Source organism: Streptomyces sp. NPDC051963 (assembly GCF_044593495.1).
Taxonomy (GTDB): domain Bacteria; phylum Actinomycetota; class Actinomycetes; order Streptomycetales; family Streptomycetaceae; genus Streptomyces.
Genome location: NZ_JBIUCC010000015.1, coordinates 90,369 through 116,448 on the forward strand (window position 1 = coordinate 90,369; position 26,080 = coordinate 116,448).

21 protein-coding genes are annotated in these 26,080 nt (G+C 69.9%); 1 reads left to right on the forward strand and 20 read right to left on the reverse strand.

Annotated elements, in window-relative coordinates; all coding sequences use genetic code 11:
• Positions 1 to 944: 944 nt before the first annotated feature.
• The 20 genes from ACIHFB_RS42965 to ACIHFB_RS43060 all read right to left on the reverse strand — a co-directional run bounded on the left by ACIHFB_RS42965 (position 945) and on the right by ACIHFB_RS43060 (position 25,263).
• On the reverse strand, positions 945 to 1,637 hold the full coding sequence (locus ACIHFB_RS42965) for a histidine phosphatase family protein (RefSeq protein ID WP_400129707.1): 693 nt from the start codon (positions 1,635 to 1,637) through the stop codon (positions 945 to 947).
• A gap of 5 nt (positions 1,638 to 1,642) precedes the next feature.
• Positions 1,643 to 2,125: an SRPBCC family protein gene (locus tag ACIHFB_RS42970; RefSeq protein WP_365271201.1), complete on the reverse strand. Its 483-nt coding sequence runs from the start codon at positions 2,123 to 2,125 to the stop codon at positions 1,643 to 1,645.
• A gap of 40 nt (positions 2,126 to 2,165) precedes the next feature.
• Complete coding sequence (locus ACIHFB_RS42975) at positions 2,166 to 3,977, reverse strand: carbamoyltransferase C-terminal domain-containing protein (protein ID WP_365271204.1); 1,812 nt, start codon at positions 3,975 to 3,977, stop codon at positions 2,166 to 2,168.
• Positions 3,978 to 4,059: 82 nt separating this feature from the next.
• On the reverse strand, positions 4,060 to 5,106 hold the full coding sequence (locus ACIHFB_RS42980; protein ID WP_365271207.1) for an FAD-dependent oxidoreductase: 1,047 nt from the start codon (positions 5,104 to 5,106) through the stop codon (positions 4,060 to 4,062).
• A gap of 2 nt (positions 5,107 to 5,108) precedes the next feature.
• Positions 5,109 to 6,068, reverse strand: coding sequence for a hypothetical protein (locus ACIHFB_RS42985; protein WP_365271209.1), 960 nt, complete (start codon positions 6,066 to 6,068; stop codon positions 5,109 to 5,111).
• Positions 6,069 to 6,346: 278 nt separating this feature from the next.
• Complete coding sequence (locus tag ACIHFB_RS42990; protein WP_400129708.1) at positions 6,347 to 6,850, reverse strand: nucleoside deaminase; 504 nt, start codon at positions 6,848 to 6,850, stop codon at positions 6,347 to 6,349.
• Positions 6,851 to 7,004: 154 nt separating this feature from the next.
• Positions 7,005 to 7,814 carry a xanthine dehydrogenase accessory protein XdhC gene (xdhC, locus tag ACIHFB_RS42995; RefSeq protein WP_400129709.1) on the reverse strand — a complete coding sequence of 270 codons (810 nt, stop codon included), beginning with the start codon at positions 7,812 to 7,814 and terminating at the stop codon, positions 7,005 to 7,007.
• A gap of 1 nt (position 7,815) precedes the next feature.
• On the reverse strand, positions 7,816 to 10,194 hold the full coding sequence (gene xdhB / locus ACIHFB_RS43000) for a xanthine dehydrogenase molybdopterin binding subunit (RefSeq protein WP_400129710.1): 2,379 nt from the start codon (positions 10,192 to 10,194) through the stop codon (positions 7,816 to 7,818).
• The gene (locus tag ACIHFB_RS43005) at positions 10,191 to 11,672 is read right to left on the reverse strand and encodes a xanthine dehydrogenase small subunit (protein ID WP_400129711.1); all 1,482 of its coding nucleotides are present in this window, start codon (positions 11,670 to 11,672) and stop codon (positions 10,191 to 10,193) included. The genes xdhB and ACIHFB_RS43005 overlap by 4 nt, the downstream gene beginning before the upstream one ends.
• A 341-nt stretch (positions 11,673 to 12,013) precedes the next feature.
• Positions 12,014 to 13,834: a stealth family protein gene (locus ACIHFB_RS43010; protein WP_365271220.1), complete on the reverse strand. Its 1,821-nt coding sequence runs from the start codon at positions 13,832 to 13,834 to the stop codon at positions 12,014 to 12,016.
• Positions 13,835 to 13,853: 19 nt separating this feature from the next.
• The gene (locus ACIHFB_RS43015; RefSeq protein ID WP_400129712.1) at positions 13,854 to 15,551 is read right to left on the reverse strand and encodes a stealth family protein; all 1,698 of its coding nucleotides are present in this window, start codon (positions 15,549 to 15,551) and stop codon (positions 13,854 to 13,856) included.
• Between the two features lie 202 nt (positions 15,552 to 15,753).
• Positions 15,754 to 16,572, reverse strand: a complete 819-nt coding sequence (locus tag ACIHFB_RS43020; RefSeq protein ID WP_400129713.1) for an ABC transporter permease — start codon at positions 16,570 to 16,572, stop codon at positions 15,754 to 15,756.
• The gene (locus ACIHFB_RS43025) at positions 16,569 to 17,543 is read right to left on the reverse strand and encodes an ATP-binding cassette domain-containing protein (protein ID WP_365271228.1); all 975 of its coding nucleotides are present in this window, start codon (positions 17,541 to 17,543) and stop codon (positions 16,569 to 16,571) included. Before ACIHFB_RS43025 ends, ACIHFB_RS43020 begins: the two co-directional genes overlap by 4 nt.
• 92 nt (positions 17,544 to 17,635) lie before the next feature.
• Positions 17,636 to 18,484 (reverse strand): DUF4097 family beta strand repeat-containing protein, encoded by an 849-nt coding sequence (locus ACIHFB_RS43030; protein ID WP_365271231.1) that lies wholly within the window; start codon positions 18,482 to 18,484, stop codon positions 17,636 to 17,638.
• A 98-nt stretch (positions 18,485 to 18,582) separates the two neighbouring features.
• Positions 18,583 to 19,101 (reverse strand): hypothetical protein, encoded by a 519-nt coding sequence (locus tag ACIHFB_RS43035; protein WP_365271234.1) that lies wholly within the window; start codon positions 19,099 to 19,101, stop codon positions 18,583 to 18,585.
• Positions 19,102 to 19,551: 450 nt separating this feature from the next.
• Positions 19,552 to 21,261 carry a copper resistance CopC/CopD family protein gene (locus tag ACIHFB_RS43040; RefSeq protein WP_400129714.1) on the reverse strand — a complete coding sequence of 570 codons (1,710 nt, stop codon included), beginning with the start codon at positions 21,259 to 21,261 and terminating at the stop codon, positions 19,552 to 19,554.
• A 94-nt stretch (positions 21,262 to 21,355) separates the two neighbouring features.
• A complete protein-coding gene (locus ACIHFB_RS43045) occupies positions 21,356 to 22,117 on the reverse strand; it encodes an SDR family NAD(P)-dependent oxidoreductase (protein WP_365271240.1) in 762 nt (253 codons plus the stop codon).
• On the reverse strand, positions 22,114 to 22,593 hold the full coding sequence (locus ACIHFB_RS43050) for a cupin domain-containing protein (RefSeq protein ID WP_365271242.1): 480 nt from the start codon (positions 22,591 to 22,593) through the stop codon (positions 22,114 to 22,116). Before ACIHFB_RS43050 ends, ACIHFB_RS43045 begins: the two co-directional genes overlap by 4 nt.
• The gene (locus ACIHFB_RS43055; RefSeq protein WP_400129715.1) at positions 22,590 to 23,201 is read right to left on the reverse strand and encodes a GNAT family N-acetyltransferase; all 612 of its coding nucleotides are present in this window, start codon (positions 23,199 to 23,201) and stop codon (positions 22,590 to 22,592) included. The genes ACIHFB_RS43050 and ACIHFB_RS43055 overlap by 4 nt, the downstream gene beginning before the upstream one ends.
• Positions 23,194 to 25,263, reverse strand: coding sequence for a penicillin acylase family protein (locus ACIHFB_RS43060; protein ID WP_400129716.1), 2,070 nt, complete (start codon positions 25,261 to 25,263; stop codon positions 23,194 to 23,196). The genes ACIHFB_RS43055 and ACIHFB_RS43060 overlap by 8 nt, the downstream gene beginning before the upstream one ends.
• Before the next feature lie 79 nt (positions 25,264 to 25,342).
• Between ACIHFB_RS43060 and ACIHFB_RS43065 the strand changes: the two genes are divergently transcribed.
• The gene (locus ACIHFB_RS43065) at positions 25,343 to 26,065 is read left to right on the forward strand and encodes a siderophore-interacting protein (protein ID WP_400129717.1); all 723 of its coding nucleotides are present in this window, start codon (positions 25,343 to 25,345) and stop codon (positions 26,063 to 26,065) included.
• The last annotated feature ends 15 nt before the right edge of the window (positions 26,066 to 26,080 follow it).

Consider the following 26,080-nt stretch of genomic DNA (forward strand, 5'->3'; position numbering starts at 1 on the left):
CGAGCTCGAATCTCGTATCCGGAGATGCCTGGCCTTCACCCCATGATCTGATCACCGTCAACCAGTCCCGTGTTCGGGGGGCGTCCTCGTGAGCCGTCCTCGGCTATGCCTCAGCCCACCGAAACGTCCGGGGGCGGTACGCGGTCCGGACTGGGGACTGCATCACGCTGCCAGCCCCCCGCCGAGGGCGGCGGGAAGCAGGGCTGGAGGTGACGTTGGCGTGTATTCGTTCGCCAGCATTCGCCACCCCAAAACCATCGCTTGCGCTACTGGAGCGCCGGTTAACTTGCGGGAGTCCGATGCATCTCTCCCCGCGCACCCGCCTGAATCGGGCGGGTCCCAACGCTGTTGGGAACGTTGAGAGATGGGAGATCGGATCAGATGGAGCGATCGACACGGAGAAGACGGTGCCGCAGGCCAAGCCAGTTACCGGACTGGGTTCAGCTGGCGGCTCTGATTCTTACGGCGGTCAGTGCCATCGCGGGGTGTGTCGAGCACATTGTGTGATGCGCCAGAGGCAGTCCGGACGGCTGGTTGGGCGGCAAGCGGGCCCGGCCGTTACCTATTCGGCCGGACCCGCCTGTAGCCCCGCATGTGAGCCTGGCTTCGGGGTGTGGCCCGGAGCCAGGCCCTATGCGCACTCGGGGAGCCTTTCGGCCCCATGACGAGCAAACCCCAAGTCAACGGGAGCATCAAGCTTCCAAGACAGAATCATGATCCAGATCATGGCGAAAAACCCTGGTGAGACATGGCGTTGAGGGGTGGCGCGGGCCCCATCGGGCGTAGATCATTTAGAACTGCCTGATGAGCGGCGTGTGGAGGGTGGCGAATCCTGGCGATTGCTGCCAGCAGCCGCGATCACGGCTTCGGCTTCGTCTCGGGGAACCACAAGCGGGCGAGTTCGTTGGCGTCGCACCTCGCGTCCAACGTTCACCGCCCTACGCTCACCCCGTCCGACCTGCCCCGTGAGCCCCCACGGAAAGCGCGTTGGGGGGCACCCCCTCTCGATTTCGACACGTACACGCCAAGTGGTGAGTGTCATTGAGCGCCCGCACCATGGCCGTGCCGTCCCCCTCGTACGTCACCGTCGACAGAGAACCTGCCGCGACTTCCATGCGGAAGACCGTGTGAGGTGGGGCCTGGAGGGCCAGGCGGATCAGGGTTCTGAGGGGGACGACGTGGGAGACGATCAGGATCGTGGTGCCGGTGTGCCGGGCCAGGAGGGCGTCTCGTGCGGTGGTGACGCGGCGGGTGATGTCGTGCATGGTCTCGCCTGCGCCCGAGGGGGGACTCTCGGGTGAGGCGAACCAGGCGTTCAGGTCGTCCGGGTAGCGTTCGCGGACTTCGTTGAAGGTCAGGCCCTCCCAGGCGCCGAAGTCGGCTTCGCGCAGGTCTCGGTCGATCTGGACGTTCAGGCCGAGGCGGGCGGCGACGGGATGGGCGGTCTCCCGGCAGCGCCGCATCGGTGATGTGACGACGGCCGCGATGTCGTCGCGGTGGGCGAGGGCTTCTGCTGCCGCCTGGGCTTGGCGGCGTCCGGCCGGTGAGAGGCCCGGGTTGGAGCCTCCGCTGCCGGAGAGGCGCCGCTCGGGGGTGAGCAGGGTTTCGCCGTGCCGCAGCAGTACGAGCGTCGTCACGTCACTCACTTCGCGGGCTGCGCGAAGTGGTCTCGTACGGCGTCGGTCTGCTTTTCCATGACGTCGATGATGCCCTCGACGATCTTCAGGTCGGCGTCCTCGGCGATCTCCAGGACCCGGGACCAGTCGAAGAAGCTGCGGGCCGGGTCGTTGGTGATGGGGAACACGCGGATGGTGGCCTCGTAGCCGGCGACTCCGCTGGTGGGGGCGACGGCCCGGTAGGACTGGGTCCTGTTGATCTCGTCCCGGGCGGCGATCTCCTGCTGGACGACCTTGCCGCTGAGCGTGAGCTTGAAGTCGTAGCGGGCCGGGACCGTGTCGACCGAGGCTCCGTCCACCCACGTGACGTCCCTGTGGATGTCCAGGTCGCCGGGGGAGACCATGTCCAGGATCTGCATGGCGTCGCGGACGGTCGCCCACACGGTGTCCGGGTCGGACTCGAGGATCGTGGAGTGGTACATGGTGTGCTTGCGCTGGATCGTCGGCACGTGGTGCTCCTTCTTGTCGGTTTCTTCTGGTCGGTTTCTTCTAGTCGTTGGCGCGGGGGGTCTTGGTGACGAGGTGGTTGCCGAGGATCAGGTAGTCGATCTCGGTGCCCAGGAAGCAGTTCACGGCGTCGGTGGGGGTGCAGACGATGGGTTCGCCGGCGACGTTGAACGAGGTGTTGATCAGGCACGGGGTGCCGGTGAGTTCGGTGAACTTGCGGAGCAGCGCCGTGAGTCGTGGGGTTCCCTCGTCCGTCAGGGTCTGGACACGGGAGGTGCCGTCCACGTGTACGGCGCCGGGGATGCGGTCCCTGTACTCGTCGCGGACGGGGAAGACGAACGTCATGTACGGGGAACTGGTCTTGCGCCCCATGTCGAAGACCTTCGGGGCCTGCTCCTCCAGGACGAGGGGAGCGAACGGGCGGAAGGGTTCGCGGTGCTTGACCCGGGTGTTGATGATGTCCTTGATGTCGCTGAAGCCGGGGTTGGCGAGGATGCTGCGGTGCCCCAGCGCACGCGGCCCGTGTTCCATGCGGCCTTCGAACCAGCCGATGACGACCTTCTCCGTCAGTAGCCCTGCCACTTGGTCGATCAGCTTGTCGTCGTCCAGGCGTGTGACGACGACCTGGCCGGTGAAGTCTTCGAGGGCCTTCTCTGTCGCGGCCTCGTCGTACGCCGGGCCCGCATAGGGGGTGACGGGCTCGGAGGTGGCGGCGAGGATGTTCGCGGGGGTCGTGTCCGGGTGGTTCAGCCAGGCGTGGGCCGCGGCTCCGATGGTGATGCCGGTGTCCGAGGCGCCGAAGCTGACCTGCATGTCCTCGAAGCGGGAGCCTTCGAACATCGGGGTGTTGTTGAGGCAGTTCAGGGCGACTCCGCCTTCGAACAGCAGCCGGTCCAGATCCGTCCTCTTCGCCAGGTGGCGGACCTGGTGGGCGGTGGCGACGTTCAGCATCTGCTGTGCTGCGGCGGCGACGCGGGCCTTGTATTCGAGGGTGTCTTCGAAGGGTCCGAAGTACTCCTCGAACAGGGCGTCGTGACTGTGCAGGTTGTCGGTCCGAAGGGGCTCGGCGAAGGTGTAGCGGCCGTCGTCGTGCAGCGTCAGGAGCTTGTCGATGAACGGGTTCGGCGTCGGCGGGGTGGTGTATCCGGCCAGGCCCATCACCTTGTACTCGTCGTTGTTGGGGACGAAGCCGAGGAAGCGGGTGATGACGGAGAACAGGGTGCCGATGGAGTACTGGGCGCCGGTGACGGTGTCGTCGAAGACGGTGACCCGGCCGTCGCGGATCTCGCCCGTCAGGGTCGAGAAACGTTCGGCGCGGCCGTCGCTGACCAGGAACGCCGAGTCCTTCATACCTGCGAGGTAGTAGCCCGTCGTGGCGTGGGCCAAGTGGTGGGGAACGAAGCGGACCTTGGCCGGGTCGGGGCGGTGCCCGGTGCGGGCCTTGAAGTCCGCGAGGATCGCTTCGTGGCTGACGACCTGGTCGAACAGGTCCGCCATGTCACACATGAGGCGGGTCTTCGCGGCCTGCGGCATCGGCGAGGTACGGATGCCGTCCAGGATCTCGTTCAGGACCTGGGTGGACCAGTTCCAGGGGAAGGCGAACAGGTCGACCTCATCGAACGTGACGCCGGCTTCCCTGAGGCACCAGTCGATCGCGTTCGCGGGGAAGTCGGTGGTCTTCTTCTCCCGGTTGAGGCGTTCTTCCTCCACCGCGGCGACCAGGCGGCCGTCGATCAGAAGTGCGGCGGCGGCGTCATGGCCCAAGAGGTAATGCTTGTTGATGCCGGTCGCGCCGAGGCGTTCGGAGAAGAACTCCGACACCCGGCTGAAACCGTTGCACCCGAGAACAATCACGGCATTCTTTCCTGTTGTCGACTTTTGTGACCCGCTATGGCTCGTTACTGCCCGCTATTGCCTGCTGTGGCCCGTTGTTGGGCTACTTGGCGATCAGCAGGTCGCGGAGCTGCTCCCCGGCCGCGGGTGCCTGGCACAGGCCCGCGCCGGTGAATCCGGCCGCGTACAGGAAGCGGCGGGTGGGGTGTTCGCCGATGAAGGCGGTGTTGTTGGGGCCGGCGTCGAAATCGCCGCTCCACGCGCGATGCAGGCCGATGCCGTCCAGGGCGGGGAACAGAGCTCCGAGATGGCCGGCGATACGGCCGAGCCAGGTTTCGCGGGTCTCGCCGGCCTTGGGTACGCCCATGGCGAGGAGGATGCGGTCCTTCCATGAGCGGATCCGCAGACCGGACGCGGCGTGCATCGTCATCGGCATCTCGTGGTGCGGGGAGGGCGGGACGTCGGTGAACAGCATCTCGATCGTGTGGGGTCTCATCGGCAGGTCGACCGACGCCATGGATGCCACCTCGCCGGACCAGGGCCCCGCCGTACACACGATGCTGTCCGCCCTGACGCGGCCCTGCGGGGTGTGGACGGTGTTGTCGTCGTCGATGCCCGTGACCGGTGTGTGGGTGAAGAGCCGGGCGCCGTGGTTGCGGGCGGCGGCGGCGTAGCCGCGGACGATGTCGAGGCCGTCCACGTGGTACGCCTCGGGAGACCAGGCGGCGGCCAGGATGGCGCGTTCGTCGATCAGCGGGTTGAGCCCGGCCGCTTCGCGGGCGCTGATCAGGCCGACCTGGACGCCGGCGGCCTGCTGGGCCTGATGGCCGGCCTCGAAGTCGGCGATCTGCTGCTCGTCGGTGAACAGCGCCATGAACCCGAGCCGTTTCAGGGCGAGGGGGGCCGCGGTGTGGTGGGCGAAGTCGTGATACGCGGTCAGGCTGCGCACGGCCCTTTGCCCGGTGGACGGGTCGCCGGGGAAGTAGGTGCGGACCATGCCCGCCGTATGCGCGGATGCCCCGCCGCCGAGGCTTCCCCGTTCCAGCAGCACGGTGTTCACGCCGGCTTCGGCGAGGTGGTAGGCGGCGGAGGTTCCGATCACTCCCCCGCCGATGACGACGGCGTCGGCGTGGACAGGCAGGGCGCTCATGGCTACGCGCTCACCTCGGCGCCCTGCTGGCGCAGATGGTCTCCGGTCTCCCACGGGTACAGCTGGAGGTTCCAGCCGCCGAGGCAGTTGATGTAGAGGGCCATCTGGCTGGTGACGGCGTAGAAGTCGTCACGATCGAGGTCGTCCAGGACGGCGAGGAAGCGCTGGGTGAACGTCCACAGCTGCTCCAGGCCGCAGTAGCCCAGGAACTCGGCGGGGACTCCGACCAGGAGACGGGTCATGTGCACCAGGGAGTCCATGGGCATGCCCTGGACCGCGGCGCGGACGAGTCCGCCGTAGGCGGCGTAACCCAGGGGCCGCGTCTCGCCGTTGACGAACAGCAAGGTGGGCAGGACGGTGCCGAAGTTGCCTGCCTGGGAGGGGATGATGCCCTGGTGGAGGTCGTCCAGTTCGCCCGGGGGCGAGAGCCAGATCCTCTCGGTCTCCGCGACGATGTCGGCGATCAGGCGGCCGACGTCCGGGTTGGTGGCGTGGAGCATCGGAACGCGGTGGCCGCCCGGCTCGCCCGCGCGGCGGACCTCGGCGAGGATCTGCTTCTTCGTGGAGTAGACGGCGTCCCAGATCGCGGCCCCGGCTTCCAGCAGGGCGGGCAGGTCCGCCTCACGGATCCGGCCTACGGGGGTGGCGGGCATCGGCTCGGTCAGGGTGCCGTACTTGATGCCCAGGTGCTGAAGGCCGGAGCAGAACACGGTGCCGTCGGGGGCCTCGCGCCGGTCGGGGATACGGGTGGCGTGCGGGGTGTGCAGCAGCGTGGGTATCGGCGCCACGTGGTAGAGGTGTTCGCCCGCGATGAGGGCGTGGCCCTGGAGGCTCTGGTAGGGCAGGGACTCCCACAGTGCGTCGGCGAGCGCCGGGTTGCGGTCGTCCAGGTCTGCGGTGACCGTGATGCCGAGGTCGGGCCAGGAGATTTCGATCTGACGGCCAGGGAGCTTCTCAGACAAGGCTTTTCCAGTTCGTCGCTTCGGCTTGTCCGATGAGTTCATCTCCAACAGGCCTGTTCCAGACAGGCGTCAAAGGCATGAAACCTTGATCGACCTGAGTTCCGCAGTTCGTATGTTTCTACGGATCCGCAGCTCAGGCGGGCTTTTACGATCGACGTGAAGTCGAGTGCACAAAAGCAGAAAAGCCAACGAGGCCCCCGGGCAGCTGTGTTGAGATGCCAGACATCTCAAATCAACAGCCCAGGGGCCTCGTTCAGATTCCGCGGTGAAACGGGATTTCAGTAGTCGATGCGGTCGGACTTCGCCACCCACGCGTCGAACGGCGCCGTACGGTTCGGCATGTCCACCCGCTCGATGGCCATCGGCCACAGCTCCGAGGGCTGCTTTTCGAAGAGGTCGTAGAACCTGCGGTCGTCGAACCCGGCCACCGCGGCGTCGTCTCGATCAGCGGCGAAGATGATCCGGTCGACCCGCGCCCACAGCGCGGAGGAGAGACACATCGGGCACGGCTCGCACGAGGTGACCAGGACGCAGCCCTCGAGCGAGAAGGTGCCCAGCTTCCGGCAGGCGGCACGGATCGCGCTCACCTCGCCGTGGGCCGTCGGGTCCAGGTCCGAGGTGACCTTGTTGTTCCCGATCGCGACGATCTCGCCGTCCTTGGCGATCAGTGCGCCGAAGGGTCCGCCGCCGTTCCGCACGCTCTTGGTGGCCAGGCCGATGGCCTCGTCCATCCAGACGCGCTCGATCTCCTGGATGCTCGCTTCTTGGGTATGCGCGGTCACGGTCACTCCTCTTTGGGCAGACGGCGGGAACTCCCCGTTGCTGTTTGTGCGGAACAGCGCCAGTACACCCGCCGGGCCCCGTCGAGGGTCAGTCACCGAAACCATGAAGGAGTCGGCTGGTCGGCCGACGCCTCTCGTAGATTCGTATGAGGACTCAGTCCTCGCCGGCCTCGAAGGTGCGCAGCACATCGGCGGCCACGCTCACGGCAATGGTCGCGGGTTGCTTGCCGGTGATGTCGGCCAGCCCGATCGGGGTCTTGATCCGATCGATGGTGGCCTCGTCGTGACCACCCTCGGTGGACAGGCGCTTACGGAACCGCGCCCACTTGGCCGCCGAGCCGATCAGCCCGATGGAGCCGAGGTGATCGGTGCGCAGGGCGGCGTCGCACAGCGCGGCGTCCTCGGCGTGATCATGGGTCATGATCAGGACGTGCGTGCCGCGCGGCAGGTCCTCCAGGACCTCCTCGGGCAGCAGCGGCGTGTGATGGACGTGCACCTGCGCCACCGCGTCCGCCAGCACATCGAGCCGCTCCTCGGTGAGGATGTCGGAGCGGGTGTCGATCAGATGGAGGTCGAGGTCCTGACGTGCAAGGATGCGCGCCAGTTCCAGCCCGACATGGCCGACGCCGAAGATCGCCACCGCCCGTACCACCGGCAGCGGTTCGAGCAGCACCGAGACCGTGCCGCCGCAGCACTGCACGCCATGCCGGTTGCTCACCTTGTCGTTCAGGGCGAACTCCATCAGCTCCGGCTCCGGCTTGGCCGCGGCGATCATCTCCCGGGCCCGGTCGATCGCGACGGCCTCGACATTGCCGCCCCCGATCGAGCCCCACGTCTCGGTCAGCCCCACGACGAGTTTCGCACCGGCCTCACGCGGGGCATGGCCGCGCACGGTCGCGACGGTCACCAGCACGCCGGACTCCCGGCGTGCCCGCAACCGTGCGACCGCGGCGATCCATGTCATGTCAGACACCGCTCAGCGCTTCGGCGTCGGTCCTGACCTGGTCGGCAGCGCTCCTACGGGCCTCCTGGACCGCCCAGTACACCGCTTCCGGCGTCGCGGGCGAGGCCAGATCGACGCTGACCCCGCTCGGCCCGAACGCGGCGGCGGCCTGCCGCAGCGCCTCGCGCACCGAGAACGCCAGCATCAGCGGAGGCTCGCCCACGGCCTTGGAGCCGTAGACCGCGCCCTCCTCCGTGGCGTTCTCCAGCAGCGTGACGTTGAACTCCTCCGGCATCTCGGAGAAGCTCGGCAGCTTGTACGTGCTCGCCGCCTGGGTCTGAAGCCGTCCGCGGTGCGGACCGTCGCCGGTGTCCCAGCGCAGGTCCTCCAGCGTCAGCCAGCCCGCGCCCTGCACGAAGCCGCCCTCGACCTGACCGATGTCGATCATCGGGGAGAGGCTTTCGCCGACGTCATGCACGATGTCCACCCGCCGGATGCGGTACGCACCGGTGAAGCCGTCGACCTCCACCTCGGTCGCCGCGGCGCCGTAGGCGAAGTACTTGAACGGCGTGCCGCGGAAGGACTTCGCGTCCCAGTGCAGCCCCTCGGTCCGGTAGAACCCGGCGGCCGACAGCTGAACCCGCTGGAAGTACGCGGTGCGCACCAGGTCGTCCCAGGCCAGCTCCTTGTCGCCGCCCAGGACGCGCGCGACGCCCTCGACGATGCGGACGTCGGAGGCGTTGGCGCCCAGCTGGGAGGCGGCCACCTGGAGCAGCCGCCCGCGCAGCTGCTCGCAGGCGTTCTTGATGGCCCCGCCGTTGAGGTCCGCTCCCGAACTGGCCGCGGTCGCCGAGGTGTTGGGCACCTTGTCGGTTCGCGTCGGGGCGAGGCGGACCTTGTGCAGCGGGATGCCCAGGGTGGTCGCGGCCACCTGGATCATCTTGGTGTGCAGGCCCTGGCCCATCTCGGTGCCGCCGTGGTTGCTCAGGACGGAGCCGTCCTTGTAGATCAGCACCAGCGCGCCGCCCTGGTTGAAGGCGGTGAGGTTGAACGAGATACCGAACTTGATGCCGGTGATCGCGAGCGCCCGCTTGGTGTGCGGGTGCGCGGCGTTGAAGGCGGCGATCTCGCGCCCCCGGTCGGCGATGCCGGCGTTCTCCTGGACCTGCCGCCAGACGGTGGTGATCCGGTCGGCCTGGGCGACCGGCTGTCCGTACGGCGTCGTCTGGCCCTGGTCCGGCTGGTAGAAGTTGCGCTCGCGCAGCTCCATGGGGTCGAGGCCGAGCCGGGGCGCGACGCGGCCCAGGATGTCCTCGATCACCAGCATGCCCTGGGGTCCGCCGAAGCCGCGGAAGGCGGTGTTGGAGACCGTGTTGGTCTTGGCGATGCGACCGGCGACCCGCGCGTTGGGGATCCAGTACGTGTTGTCGATGTGGCACAGCGCCCGGGCGAGGACCGGCTCGGACAGGTCCAGGCTCCAGCCGCCGTCCGCGGTCAGCGTGGCGTCGAGGGCCTGGATACGGCCGTCGGCGTCGAAGCCGATCTTCCACGAGGCGTGGAACCCGTGCCGCTTGCCGGACATCGTCAGGTCCTGGGTCCGGTTGAGCCGGAACCGGACCGGGCGGCCGGTCAGCTTGGCGCCGAGCGCGGCGACGGCCGCGAACCCGTGCGGCTGCATCTCCTTGCCGCCGAAGCCGCCGCCCATCCGCAGACACTGCACGGTCACCTCGTGAGCGGGCACACCGAGCACATGGGAGACGATCTCCTGGGTCTCCGACGGGTGCTGGGTGCTGCTCTGGATGAAGATCTGCCCGTTCTCGTCGACCTGGGCGAGGGCCGCGTGGGTCTCCAGGTAGAAGTGCTCCTGGCCGGCGAACTGGAACTCGCCGGTGAACACATGCGCGGAGTCGGCGAAGCCGGCGCCGATGTCGCCGGTCTCCATCAGCGGCCTGGCACCGTGGTAGCTCTCGGCGGCCATGGCGTCCTGGAGAGTGATCAGCGCGGGCCGCTCGTCGAGCTCCACCTCGACGGCCGCAGCACCGAGCCGGGCCGCCTCCAGGGTCTCACCGAGCACCCAGGCGACCGCGTGGCCGTAGAACATGACCTCGTCGGGGAAGAGCGGCTCGTCGTGCTTCATGCCGGCGTCGTTGACGCCGGGCACGTCGGCACCGGTCAGCACACGGACCACGCCGGGGACGGCGAGCGCGGGCGCGGTGTCCAGCTTGGTGATCCGGCCGTGGGCCTTCATCACCTGCACCGGATGGGCGTGCAGCACGTCCTTGGTGCGGTGGACCAGGTCGTCGGTGTAGAGCGCGGCGCCGGTGACGTGCAGGACAGCGCTCTCGTGCGGCAACGAGACGCCGACGACGGGCTTCTCGGGTCGCTCGGACAAATGGCTCATGACGACACCGCCTCGGTGGTTTGCGCGTGCAGCTTCAGCAGGCTCTGGCCGAGCATCGCGGAGCGGTACTCGGCGCTGGCGCGGTGATCGTTCATCGGCGTGCCCTCGGCCCGCAGCAGCCGGGCCGCGGCCTCGACGGTCTCCACCGACCAGGGCCTGCCCTCCAGGGCCGTCTCGGTGGCGCGGGCGCGGATCGGGGTGGCGGCCACGCCGCCCAGGCCGATCCGTGCCTTGCGGACGATCCCGTACTCGATGTCGAGCGCGAAGGCGACCGCCACGCTGGAGATGTCGTCGAAGCGCCGCTTGGCGATCTTGTGGAAGGCCGCGACCGGCGACAGCGGCAGCGGGACGCGCACCGCGCGGATCAGCTCGCCGGGACGGCGCACGCTCTGCCGGTAGCCGGTGAAGTAGTCGGCCAGCGGGACCTCGCGCTCACCGTCGGCGTCGGCGAGCACCAGCGATGCGTCAAGGGCGAGCAGCACCGGCGGGCTGTCACCGATGGGCGAGCCGGTACCGAGGTTGCCGCCGAGGGTCGCGCCGTTGCGGATGAGCCGGGATGCGAACTGCGGGAACAGCTCCGCCAGCAGCGGGACGCTCCCGTCGAGGCGGCGTTCGATCTCGGTGAGCGTCAGCGCCGCCCCGATCTCGATGTGGTCCGACTCGACGCGCAGCTCCCTCAGTTCGGGCAGCCGGTCGATGGCGACCACGCAACCCTCGCGGCGGGAGCGGATGTTGACCTCGACGCCGTAGTCGGTGGAGCCCGCGACCACCACCGCGTCGGGCCGCTCACGCAGCACCCGGAGCGTTTCGGCCAGGGTGCTCCTGCGCAGGAACGTGCTGTCGTCCCGGGCGTATTCGGTGGCGACCGGTGCGGGCGGGGACTGCTCGCGGCGCCGCGCCAGCGGGTCCTCGTCGGTGGGTTCCCCTACGGCGAACGCGGCATCGCGAATGGGGCGGTAACCGGTGCAGCGGCACAGGTTTCCGCTCAGCGCGTGCAGGTCGAAACCGTTCGGACCGTGCTCGGCGTCGGCGGCTTCGGTCGCGTCGGCGCCGTCGGCCGGGGCCGCGTGCGCGCAGCGGCCCGGCCGGTAGTACTCCGCGGCCATGCTGCAGACGAATCCCGGTGTGCAGTAACCGCACTGGGAGCCGCCGCGGACCGCCATCTCCTCCTGCACCGGGTGCAGGGCGGGCGGCGTGCCGTCCTCGCCGACGGTGGCGAGGCCTTCGGAGGTGATGACCTCCTGGCCGTCGAGCGCCGCGGCCGGGACCAGGCAGGCGTTGACCGCCACCCAGTCGGTGGGCTTGTTCACCCCGGGTCGGGCCACCAGGACCGAACAGGCGCCGCATTCGCCCTCGGCGCAGCCCTCCTTGGTGCCGGTGAGGCCGCGCTCGCGCAGGAAATCCAGCACGGTGGTGTGGGGCGCAGCCGGTGAAATCGGTGTTTCTTTCCCGTTGACCGTGATCCGCGCCTCTGTCATGACAGCTCTTCGTTTCGATGCGTGACAGGTCGATTCATGATGTTCGCCAATTTCAGGCAGCTTTCTGTGTTCAGGCGCGCCACAGGAGAGGAGCGGGCGCAAAACGGCACGCAACAGAGACGTACCGGAAGGTGGTGACGGGAAACCCGGAATGTGCCACGGAAGGGCACATCAGAACGGCGTACTCAGCAGCCGTGCGCGATCCGACCCGGAACCCAGACCGTGCGCTGGGCGAGGCGACCGAGATCAGAGCTGGTGTTCATCCGCTGGTCGCCTCCTTTCGGTGATTATGGGTCGACGTTCACCGCAAATTAGTGGCCGGGGCGACCGGGGTCAAGGGGTCAGTCGCTGAGCTGCGCTTCTTTGCGCGCCGGCTGGCGCCGCAGACGCGTCGTGAGCGGCGGGACCGGGTGCGGGGTGGTCCGGGGCGCCCGTTCGAAGCGGCTCGGGAACGGATACTTCCGCTTCAGGAAGGCGCCGATGGCGACCTGGGCCGCCGGTCTGGCCGCCGGGGCGGTGTCCACGTCGTTGAGGCAGAAGAAGTCGATGTCCTCGCCGGCGGCGAGGCGGGCCAGGCGCCGCCGCATGTCGGGGGTGCCCAGTTGCACATAGCGGAAGCGGTAGTCGGCCGGGACGGCACGGCCGGTCGCGATCGCCCAGTGATGGTGGAGCGTGGACGCCGGGGCGACGTCGGAGGTGGAGCGGAAGCGTGAGTAGGCGGTCCGCTCCAGTTCCTCGATTCCGAGGCTCTCCATCTCCCGCATGACCGACAGCAGTTGGGGGTGCGGGGTGTGCAGCGACTTGTTGGTGATGTGTCGGCCGTGGAAGCGTCTGATCACCTCGCGGGCGTTCTTGCCCGCGGAGTTCGGCGCCGGCTCCAGCGGATGCGGGGCGCCCACGCCGAGTTTCAGCGGCGACAGGGGGATGCGGGCGATGCCGTTGCCGTGGAAGAAGTGCTCCGCCCGGACCGGGCGATTGATGAAGACGTCGTCGTTGAAGTAAAGGTAGTGCTCCGACAGGCCCGGTATGTGGTGCAGCCTGCTCTCTATCGCATGCGAGTTGAAGACGGGGAGCGCGTCGGCCGGGAGGATGTCCCGGTGGTCGATCACCGTGATGCCTTCCGCGTCCGGGTCCAGCCACGCGGGGATCTGGGAGTCGGTCACCAGATAGACGTGCCGGACGAAACCGGCGTACATCTCCAGCGAGCGAAGGGCGTATCTCAGCTCGTCGTGGCTGGTGTAGCGGGAGGCGCCGGTCTCGCGCGGGGCGATGCCGTTGTCGGAGAGCGCCTGATGGGCGCGGCGCTTCGAGGCCATCGCCGGGTCGTCGCCGTCGACCCAGGTGTACACGGCGTCCACGGGGAAGCGCACCTCGTCGATGCCCGGCTCGGCGAACGGCGCGAACGTCGGTACGTTGCGGTGGCGGACCGCGACCGCGGCAGGGCGCTGCGCCGCCGCCGGAAGCACTTCGGACACGGGGTTGCGGCGCGGAGCGACGAGCGCCGAGCCGTAGACGTCCGGCAACCGGCTGCCGGGCACGGTGAGCCAGGAGGGATCCTGGGCGGTGCCGAGGTCCCGGCCATGACGCCAGAACTCGATGTCGCACCCCGTTTCGAGGCCGGTGAGCACCTGCCCTCCCGGGCCGAGGCGGACCACGCCGGTGCGCAGTACCGCGGCCCGCCGCAGCGCCCGCGGCAGCTTCCCGTCGGTCCACAGCGCGGCGTTCGTCACGGCACCGTCCGGTCCGACGGCGCCGACGTACCCGACGGTGCCGGCGAAGCGCTGGGCGGCCCGGTCGAGGACCGCGTCACGGTATGTCTCCTCGACGCCGATGACCTTCCGCGCCGCACCCTGTCCGTGGTCGGCGGGGACCAGGAAGTACGGGACGCCGAGCCCCTCCAGCAGGGAGCACACCCGCTCGAGATCCGCTTCGACGGCGTCCACGGCCCTGTAGCCGGCGACTGTACGGCCGTACAGTCGCGTCGCTCCGAAAGCGACCCGGCGCAGTCCCGGAACAGCGGCCCGCAGGCGCCGTCGGGCCCGGACCGCGCGCAGCGACCGGAGCCGGGCGGCCAGCCAGAGCCCCAGCCGCACCAGAAGGTCCCGGACCGCTCGGATGCCCCCCGGCACCCCGAAACGGTGACGGATGTCGATGCCCCCCATGTTCATCCCCCGGCCCCCGCTACTTCTGCTTCTCGTACGGGCTCGGATAGGGGAAGTAGTCCTCCAGGAACTCGTTCATCCGGACGCCCACCTGCTCACGTTCCTCGGGCGGTACGTCGACGTCGTTGAGGCAGAAGAAGTCGAAGCGGCGGTTGCGGCGCAGGTCGCGCAGCCGGGCGTCGGCGTCCGGGCGGCTGATGTTGACGTACCGGAAGCTGTACTTCCCCGGGACTCCGCGGCCGGTCATCAGCGCGTACTGGTAGAGCAGCGGGGCCGTCAGGGCGATGTCCTGCGGCGCGCGGAAGCGGGACGCGGTGGTGCGGCGGATGTCCTCCGCGAAGAGCTCTTCGAGCGCTTGCAGCGTCTCTCGCTGCTGCGGCAGCGGGGTGTGCATGAAGTTGTTCGTCGTGATCCGCCCGAACTTCTCCAGCAGCAGCCGGCGGACGTTCTTGCTCGCGGAGTTGGTGGCCGTCTCCTCGGCGTGCGGCTTGCCGACGCCGATCTTGAGCGGGGACACCGGGATCTTCATCAGACCGCTGCCGTGGAAGAAGTGCTCGGGGGTGACCCGGCGGCCGACGAACACGTCGTCGTTGAAGTACAGGTAGTGGTCCGACAGGCCCGGGATGTGGTGCAGGCGGGTCTCGATCGCATGGGAGTTGAAGACCGGCAGGACACCCTCGGGGAAGATGTCGCGGTGGTCGACGACCGTGATCCCCGGGGCCCGGTCGTCGAGCCAGTGCGGCTTCTGCCCGTCGGTCACGAGGTAGATGTGCCGGACGAAGTCGGCGTACATCGCCAGCGAGCGCAGCGAGTACTTCAGCTCGTCATGGCTGGTGTAGCGGGAGGCGTTGGTCTCCTTGGCCAGGATCTCGGCGGTGCCGCGCTCCTGGTACCGGGCCCGCTTGGCGCGCATCTCCGGCTGCTCGCCGTCGACCCAGGTGTATACGACGTCGACGGGGAAGGTCACGTCGTTCACGGTCGGCAGGGTCAGCGGGACGAAGCTCGGCAGCTCCCGGTCGCCGACCTGCACCGTGGCCGGCTTCTGCTCGGACGCCGGGAGTACGTCCGTGATGCCGTTGTTCCGCGGCGCGATCAGGGAGTCGGCGAAGATGTCCTCGGATGCCTGCGGCTGCACCTTGGCCAGTCGGCGAGGCCCGTCGTCGGAGGCGAGGAGCTCTCCCCCGTCCTCCCAGAACTCGACGTCACAGGCGAGTTCCGGCCCGGCGAGCAGCTGGCCCGAGGGCCCGAGCTGGTTCTCCCCGATCCGCAGCGCGGGGGCCGTACGCAGCGGGGTCGGCAGTACGCCGTCCATGAACAGTGCGGGGTGCTTGAGCTTTCCGCCGGGCAGCGGTCTGCCGATGAACACCGCCTTCCCCGCGTTCTGCGCCTCGAGGGCGGCGAGGAAGCGCTCCCGGTCCACGGCGTTCATGCCGACCGTGTGGCGCGTACGGGAGGTCGGCACCAGGAAGTAGGGGATACCTTCCTGCTCCAGCGCGGCGACGACCAGGCCGAGGTTGGCGGCGGTTGCCTCAGCGGCCGTGAACCGGGTCACGACCCGTCCGTAGAGCTGCTGGCCGCGCACCCTCACCGGGCGGAGCTCCGGGTCCGTGACCGCTGCCATGCGGCGCCGTCGCATGGTGCGCAGCTGCCACACCCTTTCGGCGGCCTTCCGCTCGACCCGCGGACGCATCCGCCGGGCAAAGGAACGCACAGTCACGTTCTAGGCTCCTCTTCGTCAACCTCTGCATATCCCTGCGTTAACCAGACAGACACATGGGGCGGATGGTTGTAGAAGAGTTCTCCGAAAATTAATGGCCGAAGCACCACCCACACAACAGGTCAACAGCTGCACGTGGTAATGGGCCGGACCACGAAAGTGGCCCGGCCCTCTGGTGTTCGTCCGTCTGTGCCTCCGCCCCCTACTTCGGGTCGCGGTCGAAGGTCGCCCTGGACCAGAAGTAGCCGAGTACGGCCAGCCCGAGGCACCAGGCGACGGAGAGCCAGCCGTTGTGGCCGATCTCGGTGCCGAGGAGCAGACCGCGCAGGGTCTCGATGGTCGGAGTGAACGGCTGGTACTCGGCGATCGGCTGGAACCAGCCCGGCATCGCGTCGACGGGGACGAACGCGCTGGAGATGAGCGGCAGGAAGATCAGCGGCATCGCGTTGTTGCTGGCCGCCTCGGCGTTCGGGCTGACCAGGCCCATGCCGACCGCGATCCAGGTGAGCGCCAGGGCGAACAGGGCGATCAGTCCGAAGCCCGCGATCCATTCCAGGACGGTGGCGTCGGTGGAGCGGAAGCCGATGGCCACGCCGACGGCGCCGACGAAGACCACGCTCAGCAGGCACTGGAGCACGCTGCCGATGACATGTCCGATGAGGATGGAGCCGCGGTGGATCCGCATCGTACGGAAGCGGGCGATGATGCCCTCGGTCATGTCCATGGACACCGACACCGCGGTGCCGATCGTGGTGCCGCCGATGGTCATCAGCAGGATGCCCGGCACGAGGTAGGCGATGTACTCGGACCGGTCGGCTCCGCCGCCGCCGATGCCCGCGCTCATCACGTCGCCGAAGAGATAGACGAACAGCAGGAGCAGCATGATCGGGGTGAGCAGCAGGTTCAGGGTCATGGACGGGTAGCGCCGGGCGTGCAGCAGGTTGCGGCGCAGCATGGTGGCCGAGTTGCGCACGGCGAGGGAGATCCGGGTCGGGTGGGCGGGAGCCGTGGTGGCACTCATCGGACAGTCTCCTTGGGCTGGTTGGAGCCGGTCAGGGCGAAGAACACGTCGTCGAGGTCGGGGGTGTGCACGGTGAACTCGTCCGCCTCGATGGAGGCCGAGTCCAGCCAGTCGAGGATGGAGCGCAGTTCGCGCTGGCTGCCGTCGCTGGGCAAGTGCAGTGCCAGTGCCTCGTCGTCCCGGGTGGCCTCGCGCAGCGCGGAGGCGGCGGACCGGTAGGCGGCCGGGTCGGTGAAGCGGAGCCGGACGTGTCCGCCGGGGATGAGTCGCTTGAGCTCGTCGGCGCTTCCTTCGGCGGCGATCTTGCCGTCGTTGAGGACGGCGATGCGGTCGGCGAGTTCGTCGGCCTCCTCCAGGTACTGGGTGGTGAGGAAGACCGTGACACCACCGGTGACGAGTTCGCGGATGATCTGCCACATGTTGTGGCGCGAGCGCGGGTCGAGACCGGTGGTGGGCTCGTCCAGGAAGATGATCCGGGGACTGCCGACCAGCGTCATGGCGATGTCCAGACGCCGCTTCATGCCACCCGAGTAGGTGGAGGCGGGCTTCTTCGCGGCCTCGGTGAGGTCGAACCGCTCCAGCAGTTCGGCGGCGACCCGGCGCCCCTCGGACTTGGACAGCAGGTGCAGGTCGGCCATGAGGAGCATGTTCTCCTCGCCGGTGATCAGACCGTCCACGGCGGAGAACTGCCCGGTCACGCCGATCGCGGCACGCACCCCGTCCGCGGAGGTGGCGATGTCGTGGCCGGCGACCTGGGCCTGACCGCCGTCGGCGGTGATGAGCGTGGACAGGATCTTCACGGCGGTGGTCTTGCCGGCGCCGTTCGGCCCGAGCAGCGCGAACACCGAGCCGGCCGGGATGGTGAGGTCGATGCCGTCGAGGACGGTCTTGTCGCCGTACGACTTGCGCAGACCGACGGCGGAGACGGCGGCCGGAGAGGGGCGACCGTCACCCCGACTGGACGTGGGCATGACAGAAGAAGGCATGGGGCCCTCCCATTCGAAGGCTGGAGTGACTGGGGAAGTGGGGGGAGTAAGGGGATGGAGGCCGGGCTCCGGTGGGGTCAGGCCTTGGCGCGGCGGACGTCGATGTTGCCGTGCCGGGTGCGGGCGCGGATCTTGACGGTGTCCTCGGTCTCCTCCGGGGTCTGAGACGCGGTGAGCGTGTTGCGCACCTGGCCGGAGCCCGAGTTGACGTCGAGCCAGGCGGCCGTGCCCTCGCGGACGCCGACGTCGATGGCGCCGAAGTTGGTCTCCAGCTGGACGGTGCCGCGGGCCACTTCGTCCACCCGCAGGGTGCCGTGGGCGGTGGTGGCGGTGACCGAGTCCTCGGCGCGCCGGATCTCGATGTCGCCGTTGGCGCCGCTCACCCGCAGCTCGCCGGTCGCGGCGCCGACGGTCGTGGTGCCGTGCGAGTTCTTCAGGACGGCGGGGCCGTCGAGGAAAGCGACGCGCAGGCTGCCGGAGCTGGTGGTGATCTCGGCCGCGCCCTCGACCCGGTCCACGGTGATCGAGCCGTGCGACGCGGTCAGGTTCAGCGGGCCGGTCGTGTCGAAGCGGGCGTCGCCGGCCGAGATCTTCACGCGGACCTCGCCGAGCCGGCCCTCGCCGAGCACCTGGGCCCAGGCGCCGGTCATGTCGATGCGCGAGCCCGTGGGCAGTTCGACGCTCACATCGACGGTGCCGGTGCGGCCGAGGCCGAAGAGATTGCCCTTGGGCGTCCTGATGGTCAGTGCGCCGCCCGCGTAGGTGACCTGGGTCTGGTCGGTCGCCCGCACGTCCAGGTCCCGCTTCGGGTCGCGGGGCCGCACCTCGACGACCGTGTCGAGGCGGTCGCCCGCGGTGAACTGGATGGAACCGGCCTCCACGCTCGCGGTGACCGAGATCGGTTCGGGGGTGTCGAAAGTAGGCATGGCTGTCCCGTCCTCTTGGGTCTTCAGGGCGTCCCCGCTGGTGGGACGTGGTGTGGGTGCTGTGCTCAATCCTTCTGGGGCGCGGGCTGGGGGCGCGGCTAGCGCACCCAGCCCGTGAAGCTCTGTCCGACGGTCTGGGCCTTCTCCGTCGTACGCGGCCGGGTGCCGCCGTCGACCGCGGCCGACACGGCCCGCACCAGCCACGCGTTGACCGACAGGCCCTCGCGGCTCGCGGCCTCTTCGGCGCGGGCCTTGAGGTGGGCCGGCAGCCGCAGGTTGACGCGGGCGGTGCCGCCCTCGTCGCCTTCGGCCGGGACCGAGGTCCTGAACGGTTCGACGGGCACGTCCGGCTCCACGGAGGCACCACCGTCGGAGGGCGGCGGCGTCACCACGAAGTCGGGGTCGAGCCCGCGCAGCCGTACGTCGACCGAGCCGGGGGCGAGTTCACGGGTGATCTCGTCCATCGCGGCGGAGAGCACGTTGAGCATGGTCAGCCGGGTCGCCGACTCCAGGGGAGCGGTGAGCCGCTCGGCCAGCTCGCGGGCTTCGTCGCCGCCGGCTTCGGCGGCCACCGCGAGTTCGCGGCGGAGAGTGTCGACATACGGGGTGAGGTCCATGACGCCATCATGGCACCACTATGGCGACATGTGCAAGCTTCCATGGCGCTTCACGTCGAGCGAACCCACAAGGAAGGCTCTGAGCTGTGGAAACGCAAGGAGAAGACCCTGAGTCACTGTGGCGCCACGCCCGCCCGGGTGACATTCGGAGCCCCGAATGGCGCCACGCGGTGCCAGATAGCGCCAAGCGGCGCCACATGACACCACCCATCCGCCCCCTACTCCGACCTGAACTACCTCAAGGACCTCGGCGTCGACTTCGTCGAGGGCGAGAAGTCCGACGAGTGGTGCGAGCTCCCCGCAGTCGAGGCCGGCCAGACCACGCCCTGGTCGATGGAGGAGCGCTTCAGCTACGCCGGTTTCGCCCCCGTCGTCGAACGCCTCGCCGCCGCCGTGGAGAAGTCGAAGAAGCTCACGAAATAGCGCCGGGCCGCTTCCGGCGGAAAGCGGTCACGCCCCGATCCGCACCGTCGCCGACTCACTCACCTGATCGATCTCGGACACCCTGACCGTCACCTTCATCGTCCACGCCCCGGCCACCGGCAGGGTGAACGAACCGTTCCCCCAGTAGCCGCCCTTGTCCGTCAGCTCGGCGTCGAGCGGGCCGATGTCCTGGGCGGGGAGGGTGAAGGAGAGACGGAGTTCGGGAACGGTGGCCAGGCCGCCGTCGGCGCCGTAGACCACGGCCTCGACGGTGTTGTCGCCGGTGCGGCCCGGGTCGAGGGTGATCTGCACCTTGCCCTTCACACCCGCGGTGCCGACCTCGAAGGGGACGGTCGTGACGGACGCGGCGGGCAGCGCGCCCGCCGCTGGCGCCTGCGCCGCCTCGGTCTCCGCGCGGCCGGGCAGCGTCCCGGTGAGCACGGTCGTGATCAGCAACACCACGGCGGCGACGCCGACTTCGGCCAGCACGGACCGGCGCAGGGCTCGCTGATCCGGTGCGGCCGGCGGGGCGGGGGGCGGGGGTTCCGGCAGCGACGGGCCGCCGCCGACCGGCTCCGGCACCCGTTCCCATACGTCCTTCTCCGCCTCCAGGGTGACGGCCCGTGCCGTCCATCGCCGCGAGTAGCCCGCCGCCGCCAGCAGCAACGCGACCGCGACCAGCTTGGCGAGGAGGAGGCGACCGTACGAGGTGTCGGTGAAGGCGTTCCAGGAGCCCAGCCCGCGCCAGGACTGGTAGACGCCGGTGACGACCAGGACGGTCACGGAGGCGAAGGCGAGCCGGGAGAAGCGGGCGACCGTCAGGGCCGATACGGGTTGGCGCAGCGTCATGAGCAGGGCCACGAGCCCGCCCAGCCACACCGCCGTCGCCAGCAGATGCAGCGCGGACGAGGTGATCGCCACCGGCACCTGGATCCCGGCGGAGGCGTGCTCGGCCGCCGCCCAGGTCAGCGCGAGGCCGCCGGCGATCGCGGCTCCGGGCACCACCGGGATGCGCCTTCGCAGCAGGACCGCGGCGGCCGCCAGCAGCCCCACCCGCGCCAGCAGCAGCGCACCCGGCCTGCCGGTCATCGTCCGGCCCAGCGCGGAGGCGTCGAAGGCGGTCGCCGGTCCCGCACCCGTCTCGTACGGGGCGCGCAGCACCAGCAGGGCGAGGGTGGCGCCGAGCAGGGTCCACCAGGCCACCCACAGGGGCTTGGCCAGGCGCTCGGGGTGCGGCGGACGGCAGACCGCGACGAACACCGCCGTGCCGATGAGCAGGGCACCGGCGAGATAGGCGAGATAGCGGGCGATGTCCCAGAGCTTGCCGGTCACCGGGTCCTCGACCGGGCCGGTGTCCACCGTCGCGCTCGTCGCGGAGGGCTTGCCCACGGAGAAGGTGAAGGCGCCCGACACCGGATGGCTGTCCGCCGACACCACCCGCCACGCCACCGTGAACGTCCCGGTGGCCGACTTCGCGGGCAGGCTCACCCGTACCGCGTCCGAACCGCCGGCCACATGCTCCGCCTCGCCGAGGCGCAGCCGGTGGCCGGTGGGGTCCAGGATCCGAACGGAGTCGTCGAGCAGGCCCACGGACTCCGTGAAGGTCAGGGTGATGTCACCGGGGGCTGACTTGAGGACGGTTCCGTCGGCCGGGTCGGTGGAGCGGAGTGCGGCATGTGCCGACGCCGTTCCCGCACCGCCGAGGACGAGCAGGACCAGCACGGTGCATAGCAGCACCAGCCCTTGAACTCCTCGCCTTCGGACCAACTCGCATCTCCGTCTTCCGACTCTTCGGCCACTCCGATACTTACGTACACGACGGCCCCGGTGCTCACCAGGTCGGCCGGGCGGACACTCCTCCGTCCACGACCAGGTCGTGTCCCGTGATCCAGGACGCGAGGGGGGACGCCAGGAACACACAGGCGTCGCCGACGTCCTCCGGCCGCCCGAGCCGTCCGGCAGGCGCCGCACGTTCCCATCGCGCCACCCCGTCCGGCCAGTCCTCCGCGAGCCCCTCCCGCTCGATCAGCCCGGGCGAGACCGTGTTGACGCGGATCCCGAACGGCCCGTACTCCAGGGCCGCGGCCCGCGCATGCATGACCACACCCGCCTTGGACACGGAGTAGTGCGCGTGCAGCGGAGCCGGACGGTGGGCCTCGATGGAGGCGATGTGCGTCACACTCCCGCCCCCGGCCTCCCGCATGATCTCCGCGGCCGCCTGCGTACACGCGAACACACTCGACAGGTTGGTGTCCACGACCGCCCGCCACTCCTCGGACGTCATCCCGGGCAGCGGCTGCGTCGGCTGTACGCCCGCGTTGTTCACCAGCGCCGTCAGCACCCCGCCGGCCCACTCGGCGGCCTCGCGCACGACCCGCCGGCACTCGTCCGCGTCGGACAGATCGCCTTGCAGTACGACGGCCCGCCGGCCCAGCTCCTCGATCCGGTACCGCACCGCACGCGCCTCCTCCACCGCCGTACGGCAGTGCAGCGCGACCGCCGCGCCCTCCTCGGCGAACCGCAGTGCGATCCCGCGTCCGATGCCGCCGCCCGCGCCCGTGACCAGGGCGGTCTGTCCCTCGAGCAGAGTCATGGACGGCACAGTTCCACGATCCGGGCGGCCTCGGCCGGGTAGCGCGCCGTGAGGTCGGCCACGTCCCCGTGTTCGTAGTCCTGGTAGGTGAAGCCGGGCGCCATGGTGCAGCCGAAGAGGGCCCACGCACCGCCCGCGGCCACCCGTGCGCCCATCCATGTGCGGGCCGGGACGGTGAACTGGTGATGCTGTCCGCCGAGTATGTCCGGCCCCAGGACGACCGTCCGCGAGGTGCCGTCCGGGGCGAGCAGCAGCAACTGGAGCGGGTCGCCCCGATAGAAGTGCCAGACCTCGTCGGTGGGCAGCCGGTGCAGGGCCGAGAAGCCGTCCGGTGCGGCCGTCAGCAGGGCCACTATGGCCGTGCCCTCGGGCCGCCCGTCCGCCCGCTCGGGCCCGGCCCAGGTCTGCCGGAACAGCCCGCCCTCACGCGGGATGGGCTGAAGTCCGTAGTGGGCGATGAGGTCGTCAGGGGTCACCCGCGGAAGGCTACCTCCCGGGTGAGAAAGGCCAGTTGGGCGTGTTTCTCGGGCAGATACACATCAGGGAGGTCGATCTCGGGCAGCACGACGACGGGTCCTGCCGTGAACCCCTGCCTCAGGAAGCGGGCGACCGCCTTCTCGTTGCGCACATCGGGATCGACCACGACCCGGTGCCGGTCCAGACCGAGCAGCACGTACGAGACGAGGGCGCCGAGCAGCGCCGCGCTCCAGCCGGGCCGGGCGCCGTGCGTTCCGGCGGGCGCGAGCAGCACATGCACGCCGATGTCGCCGGGCTCGACCCGGTAGCACTCACCGACCCGGTCCGCCGCCGGCTCGTACGTCTGGAGCAGCGCGACCGGTTCGGCGTCGCACACCACCAGGAAGGCGTGGTGGGTGTCGAGCGTGTCCATGTGGGCGTAGGTCTCGGCCACTTGATCCCGGGTGAGGCCGTTCATGCCCCAGAAGGAGGCCCGCTCCTCACTCACCCAGCCGTGTACCACCCCGGCGTCGGCCTGCGCGTCGAGAGGCAGCACGCGGAGCGTTCCGAGGCCGGCGACCGGCTGTTCGTGGACCGCCTCCCGGGCGGGGGCGTGGGTGTCAGACATCGGTTTCCTTGTCGAGTCGGTCGAAGTCGGTGACGACCGGGACGAGATCGCCCCCGGTCCACAGCGGCAGCTGGTCACGGTGGTGGGCCGAGCCCGGCATCCCCCAGGCACCGAACGGCACGACCCAGAGGCTGTCCTCACGGCGGGCCAGATCCCACACATAGCGGGCGGCCGGCCCCCGCGCGGCCAGATCGGTGATGCCGGGCACGGCCGAGGTGCACAGCACACAGTCGTGATCGCCGGACAGGCCCGGTTCGTCGTACGAGGTGTCGGGCAGCGCCCGCCAAGGGGCCAGCCGGTGCGACTCCCCCCAGGTGCCCGGCTGCTGTGCGGCGACCTCCTCGACGGCCGCGCGGACGGTCGCGGGGCGGTCGATGCCGTACAACTCCTCCGCACGCAGCAGGTGTTCGAGCGCGAAGCCGATGCGCGGGACAAGCCCGAGCCAGGGGAGGAAGACCTCCGGGTAGGCCGGCGGGACGGCGAGTGCGGCGAACGCGGGGTGTTCGGCGAGGCGCCGCACGACGGCCGAGCGCACCGCCGCATAGGCGGCCGCCTCCGTGCTGTCCGCGTCCATCCGCCGGTCCCAGCCCAGCAGCCGGTCCCGCAGTGCGGCGGCCTCGGGGGTGAGGTCGTCGAGGGCGGCGAGGTGCTCCAACAGGGGTGCGGCGGAGCCGAGGTGGGTGTCCATGTGGATCGCGGGCATGTCCCCCGCCGTCCACCGCTCCTTCTCCTTGAGGAGGGCGGCGATGCGGTCGGCGCGGTGCGGCGGGGCGAACTCGACGCCGAGGGGCGTGGACGGGCCGCGCTGGTTCGCCATCACCGCCGTGCCGTCGGTGAGTTCGCCGTACGGCGTCTCGTGCCGGCCCCGCCACTCGTGACCGGGCTCCCAGGCGGGCACGAGGCGGATGCGGTTGGCCGGGTCGCGCAGCGGCACCCTCCCGGCCACCCGGTGCAGCAGTCCACCCTCGGTGTCGGCGGCCAGCACGACGTTCACGGGCTCGGCCCAGCGGTCGAAGGCACGGTCCACGTCGGCGACCCGGCGGGCCCGGAGGAGGGGGAGCAGGGCCTCGAAGCCGAGCTCCGCGGTGACCCGGGGCGGGTAGCGGAGGCTGACGGCGAGGGGGGTGGCGCCGTCGAGTCCGTCCAGGCCCTCGGGGCCGCCGATGATCACCGGGCCGCGTCCGGTCTCGATCACCTCGACCTCGACGGGTTCCTCGCCCGCGACCTCGACGGTCTCCGTGTGCCGGGTGGCACGGGTCCAGGTGCCGTCCGGGTCCAGGGCCTCGACACCCGCGCCGGTACGCCGCAGCCGCTCCCGGTAGAGGTCGTGATAGTCGGCCATCGCGTTGGTGATGGCCCAGGCGACCGTGCCGGCGTGGCCGAAGTGGGCGATGCCGGGGACGCCGGGGACGGCGAGGCCGACGACGTCGAACTCCGGGCAGGAGAGATGGATCTGCTGGTAGATGCCGGGATCCTCGATGAAGCGGTGCGGGTCGCCGGCGATGACGGCGGCACCGGTCGCGGTCCGCTCGCCGCCCACCAGCCAGCCGTTGCTGCCGGAGGTGCCGGGCCCGTCGGCGGCGAACAGTCCGATCGCGTCCTCGCCGAGATGCCGGGCGACCTGCTCGCGCCAGAGCTTGGCCGGGAAACCGGCGAACAGGATGTGGACGGCGATCCAGACGGCGAGCGGGGTCCAGGGCTCCCAGCGGCCGGGAGCGAGGCCCGTACGGGCGAACTCGGGCGCATGGCGGGCCCCTTCGACGAGCCCTTCGTTGACACCGTCGACGTAGGCCCGTACCCAGTCCGCCGTTTCGGAGTCCAACGCCTCGAAGCACCGTCTCGCGGTGTCGTCCAGCCGGGCCCGTCTCGCCAACAGGTCCCAGGGCAGGGCGCCGGCACCGAGGAAGGACGCGGAGGTGCCCTGGGCGCGGTGCCGTTCGACCTCCAGCTGCCATGCCCGGTCGCGTGCGGTGACGTGGCCCTGGGCACGGGCGAGTTCGCCCACCCGGTCCGCTCGCAGATGCGGGATTCCCCAGGCGTCGCGGTAGATCTCGGCGGTCACACTGTGCTCCCTCTAGATTTTAGGTTAGCCTTACCTAAGTAAGATCGTGTTGGAATCGTACGTGAGGGGTGGAGAGACGATGGGGCAGGGGCACGGCTGGGAGGGTGCGGTCCTCAAACTGCTGCGCGCGAAGGACTTCGTGTTCACCGTGACGGGCGCCGAGGACGTCACCCCGCACTACCGGCGGCTCCACCTCACCGACGGCGGCATGCTCGCCACAACCGGCGTCCACCCCACGATGTGGGTCCGCCTCTGGTTCGACAACGGGGGCAAGCCGCACCAGCGGGCGTACACCCTCGTCGACCCGGACTCCGCGACCGGCACCTTCAGCCTGGAGTTCGCCCTGCACGAGGGCACGGCCAGCGACTGGGCGCGGACCGCGAAGCCCGGCGACACCGTCGAGGCGACCGTCCACGGCACGGGGTTCGAGGAGCCGGCCCCTGCCCCGACCCATGTCTTCGCGATCGGCGACCCGGCCTCGCTGCCCGCCCTCAACTCCCTGCTCGGCGCCCTGGGTTCGGCCCCGGCCACCATCTGGTTCGAGGGCGGCGCCGACGACCTGCCCTGCCGCGCCGACCCGTCCCGGCACGAGCTCCGCCAGGTGCTGCGGCTGAACTCCGGCACGCACCTGGTCGAACGGGTGAAGGCGGACCTGCCCGAACTGATCGAGGGCACTGCCGACCCGTATGTCTGGATCGCGTGCGACACGGCGACGACGCGCAGGCTGAGCGCATACGTCCGCAAGGAACTCGGCGTGCCCAAGGAGCGGATGCACGCGCTGGGGTACTGGCGCGCGTCCTGAGCGCGCACGCGGCAT

Bases quoted from the DNA above. Each gene is read 5' to 3' on its own strand.
- ACIHFB_RS42980 (WP_365271207.1), bottom strand. From the start codon at position 5,106: ATGAGCGCCCTGCCTGTCCACGCCGACGCCGTCGTCATCGGCGGGGGA.
- xdhC (WP_400129709.1), bottom strand. From the start codon at position 7,814: ATGACATGGATCGCCGCGGTCGCACGGTTGCGGGCACGCCGGGAGTCC.
- xdhB (WP_400129710.1), bottom strand. From the start codon at position 10,194: ATGAGCCATTTGTCCGAGCGACCCGAGAAGCCCGTCGTCGGCGTCTCG.
- ACIHFB_RS43005 (WP_400129711.1), bottom strand. From the start codon at position 11,672: ATGACAGAGGCGCGGATCACGGTCAACGGGAAAGAAACACCGATTTCA.
- ACIHFB_RS43010 (WP_365271220.1), bottom strand. From the start codon at position 13,834: ATGGGGGGCATCGACATCCGTCACCGTTTCGGGGTGCCGGGGGGCATC.
- ACIHFB_RS43020 (WP_400129713.1), bottom strand. From the start codon at position 16,572: ATGAGTGCCACCACGGCTCCCGCCCACCCGACCCGGATCTCCCTCGCC.
- ACIHFB_RS43025 (WP_365271228.1), bottom strand. From the start codon at position 17,543: ATGCCCACGTCCAGTCGGGGTGACGGTCGCCCCTCTCCGGCCGCCGTC.
- ACIHFB_RS43030 (WP_365271231.1), bottom strand. From the start codon at position 18,484: ATGCCTACTTTCGACACCCCCGAACCGATCTCGGTCACCGCGAGCGTG.
- ACIHFB_RS43035 (WP_365271234.1), bottom strand. From the start codon at position 19,101: ATGGACCTCACCCCGTATGTCGACACTCTCCGCCGCGAACTCGCGGTG.
- ACIHFB_RS43045 (WP_365271240.1), bottom strand. From the start codon at position 22,117: ATGACTCTGCTCGAGGGACAGACCGCCCTGGTCACGGGCGCGGGCGGC.
- ACIHFB_RS43055 (WP_400129715.1), bottom strand. From the start codon at position 23,201: ATGTCTGACACCCACGCCCCCGCCCGGGAGGCGGTCCACGAACAGCCG.
- ACIHFB_RS43065 (WP_400129717.1), top strand. From the start codon at position 25,343: ATGGGGCAGGGGCACGGCTGGGAGGGTGCGGTCCTCAAACTGCTGCGC.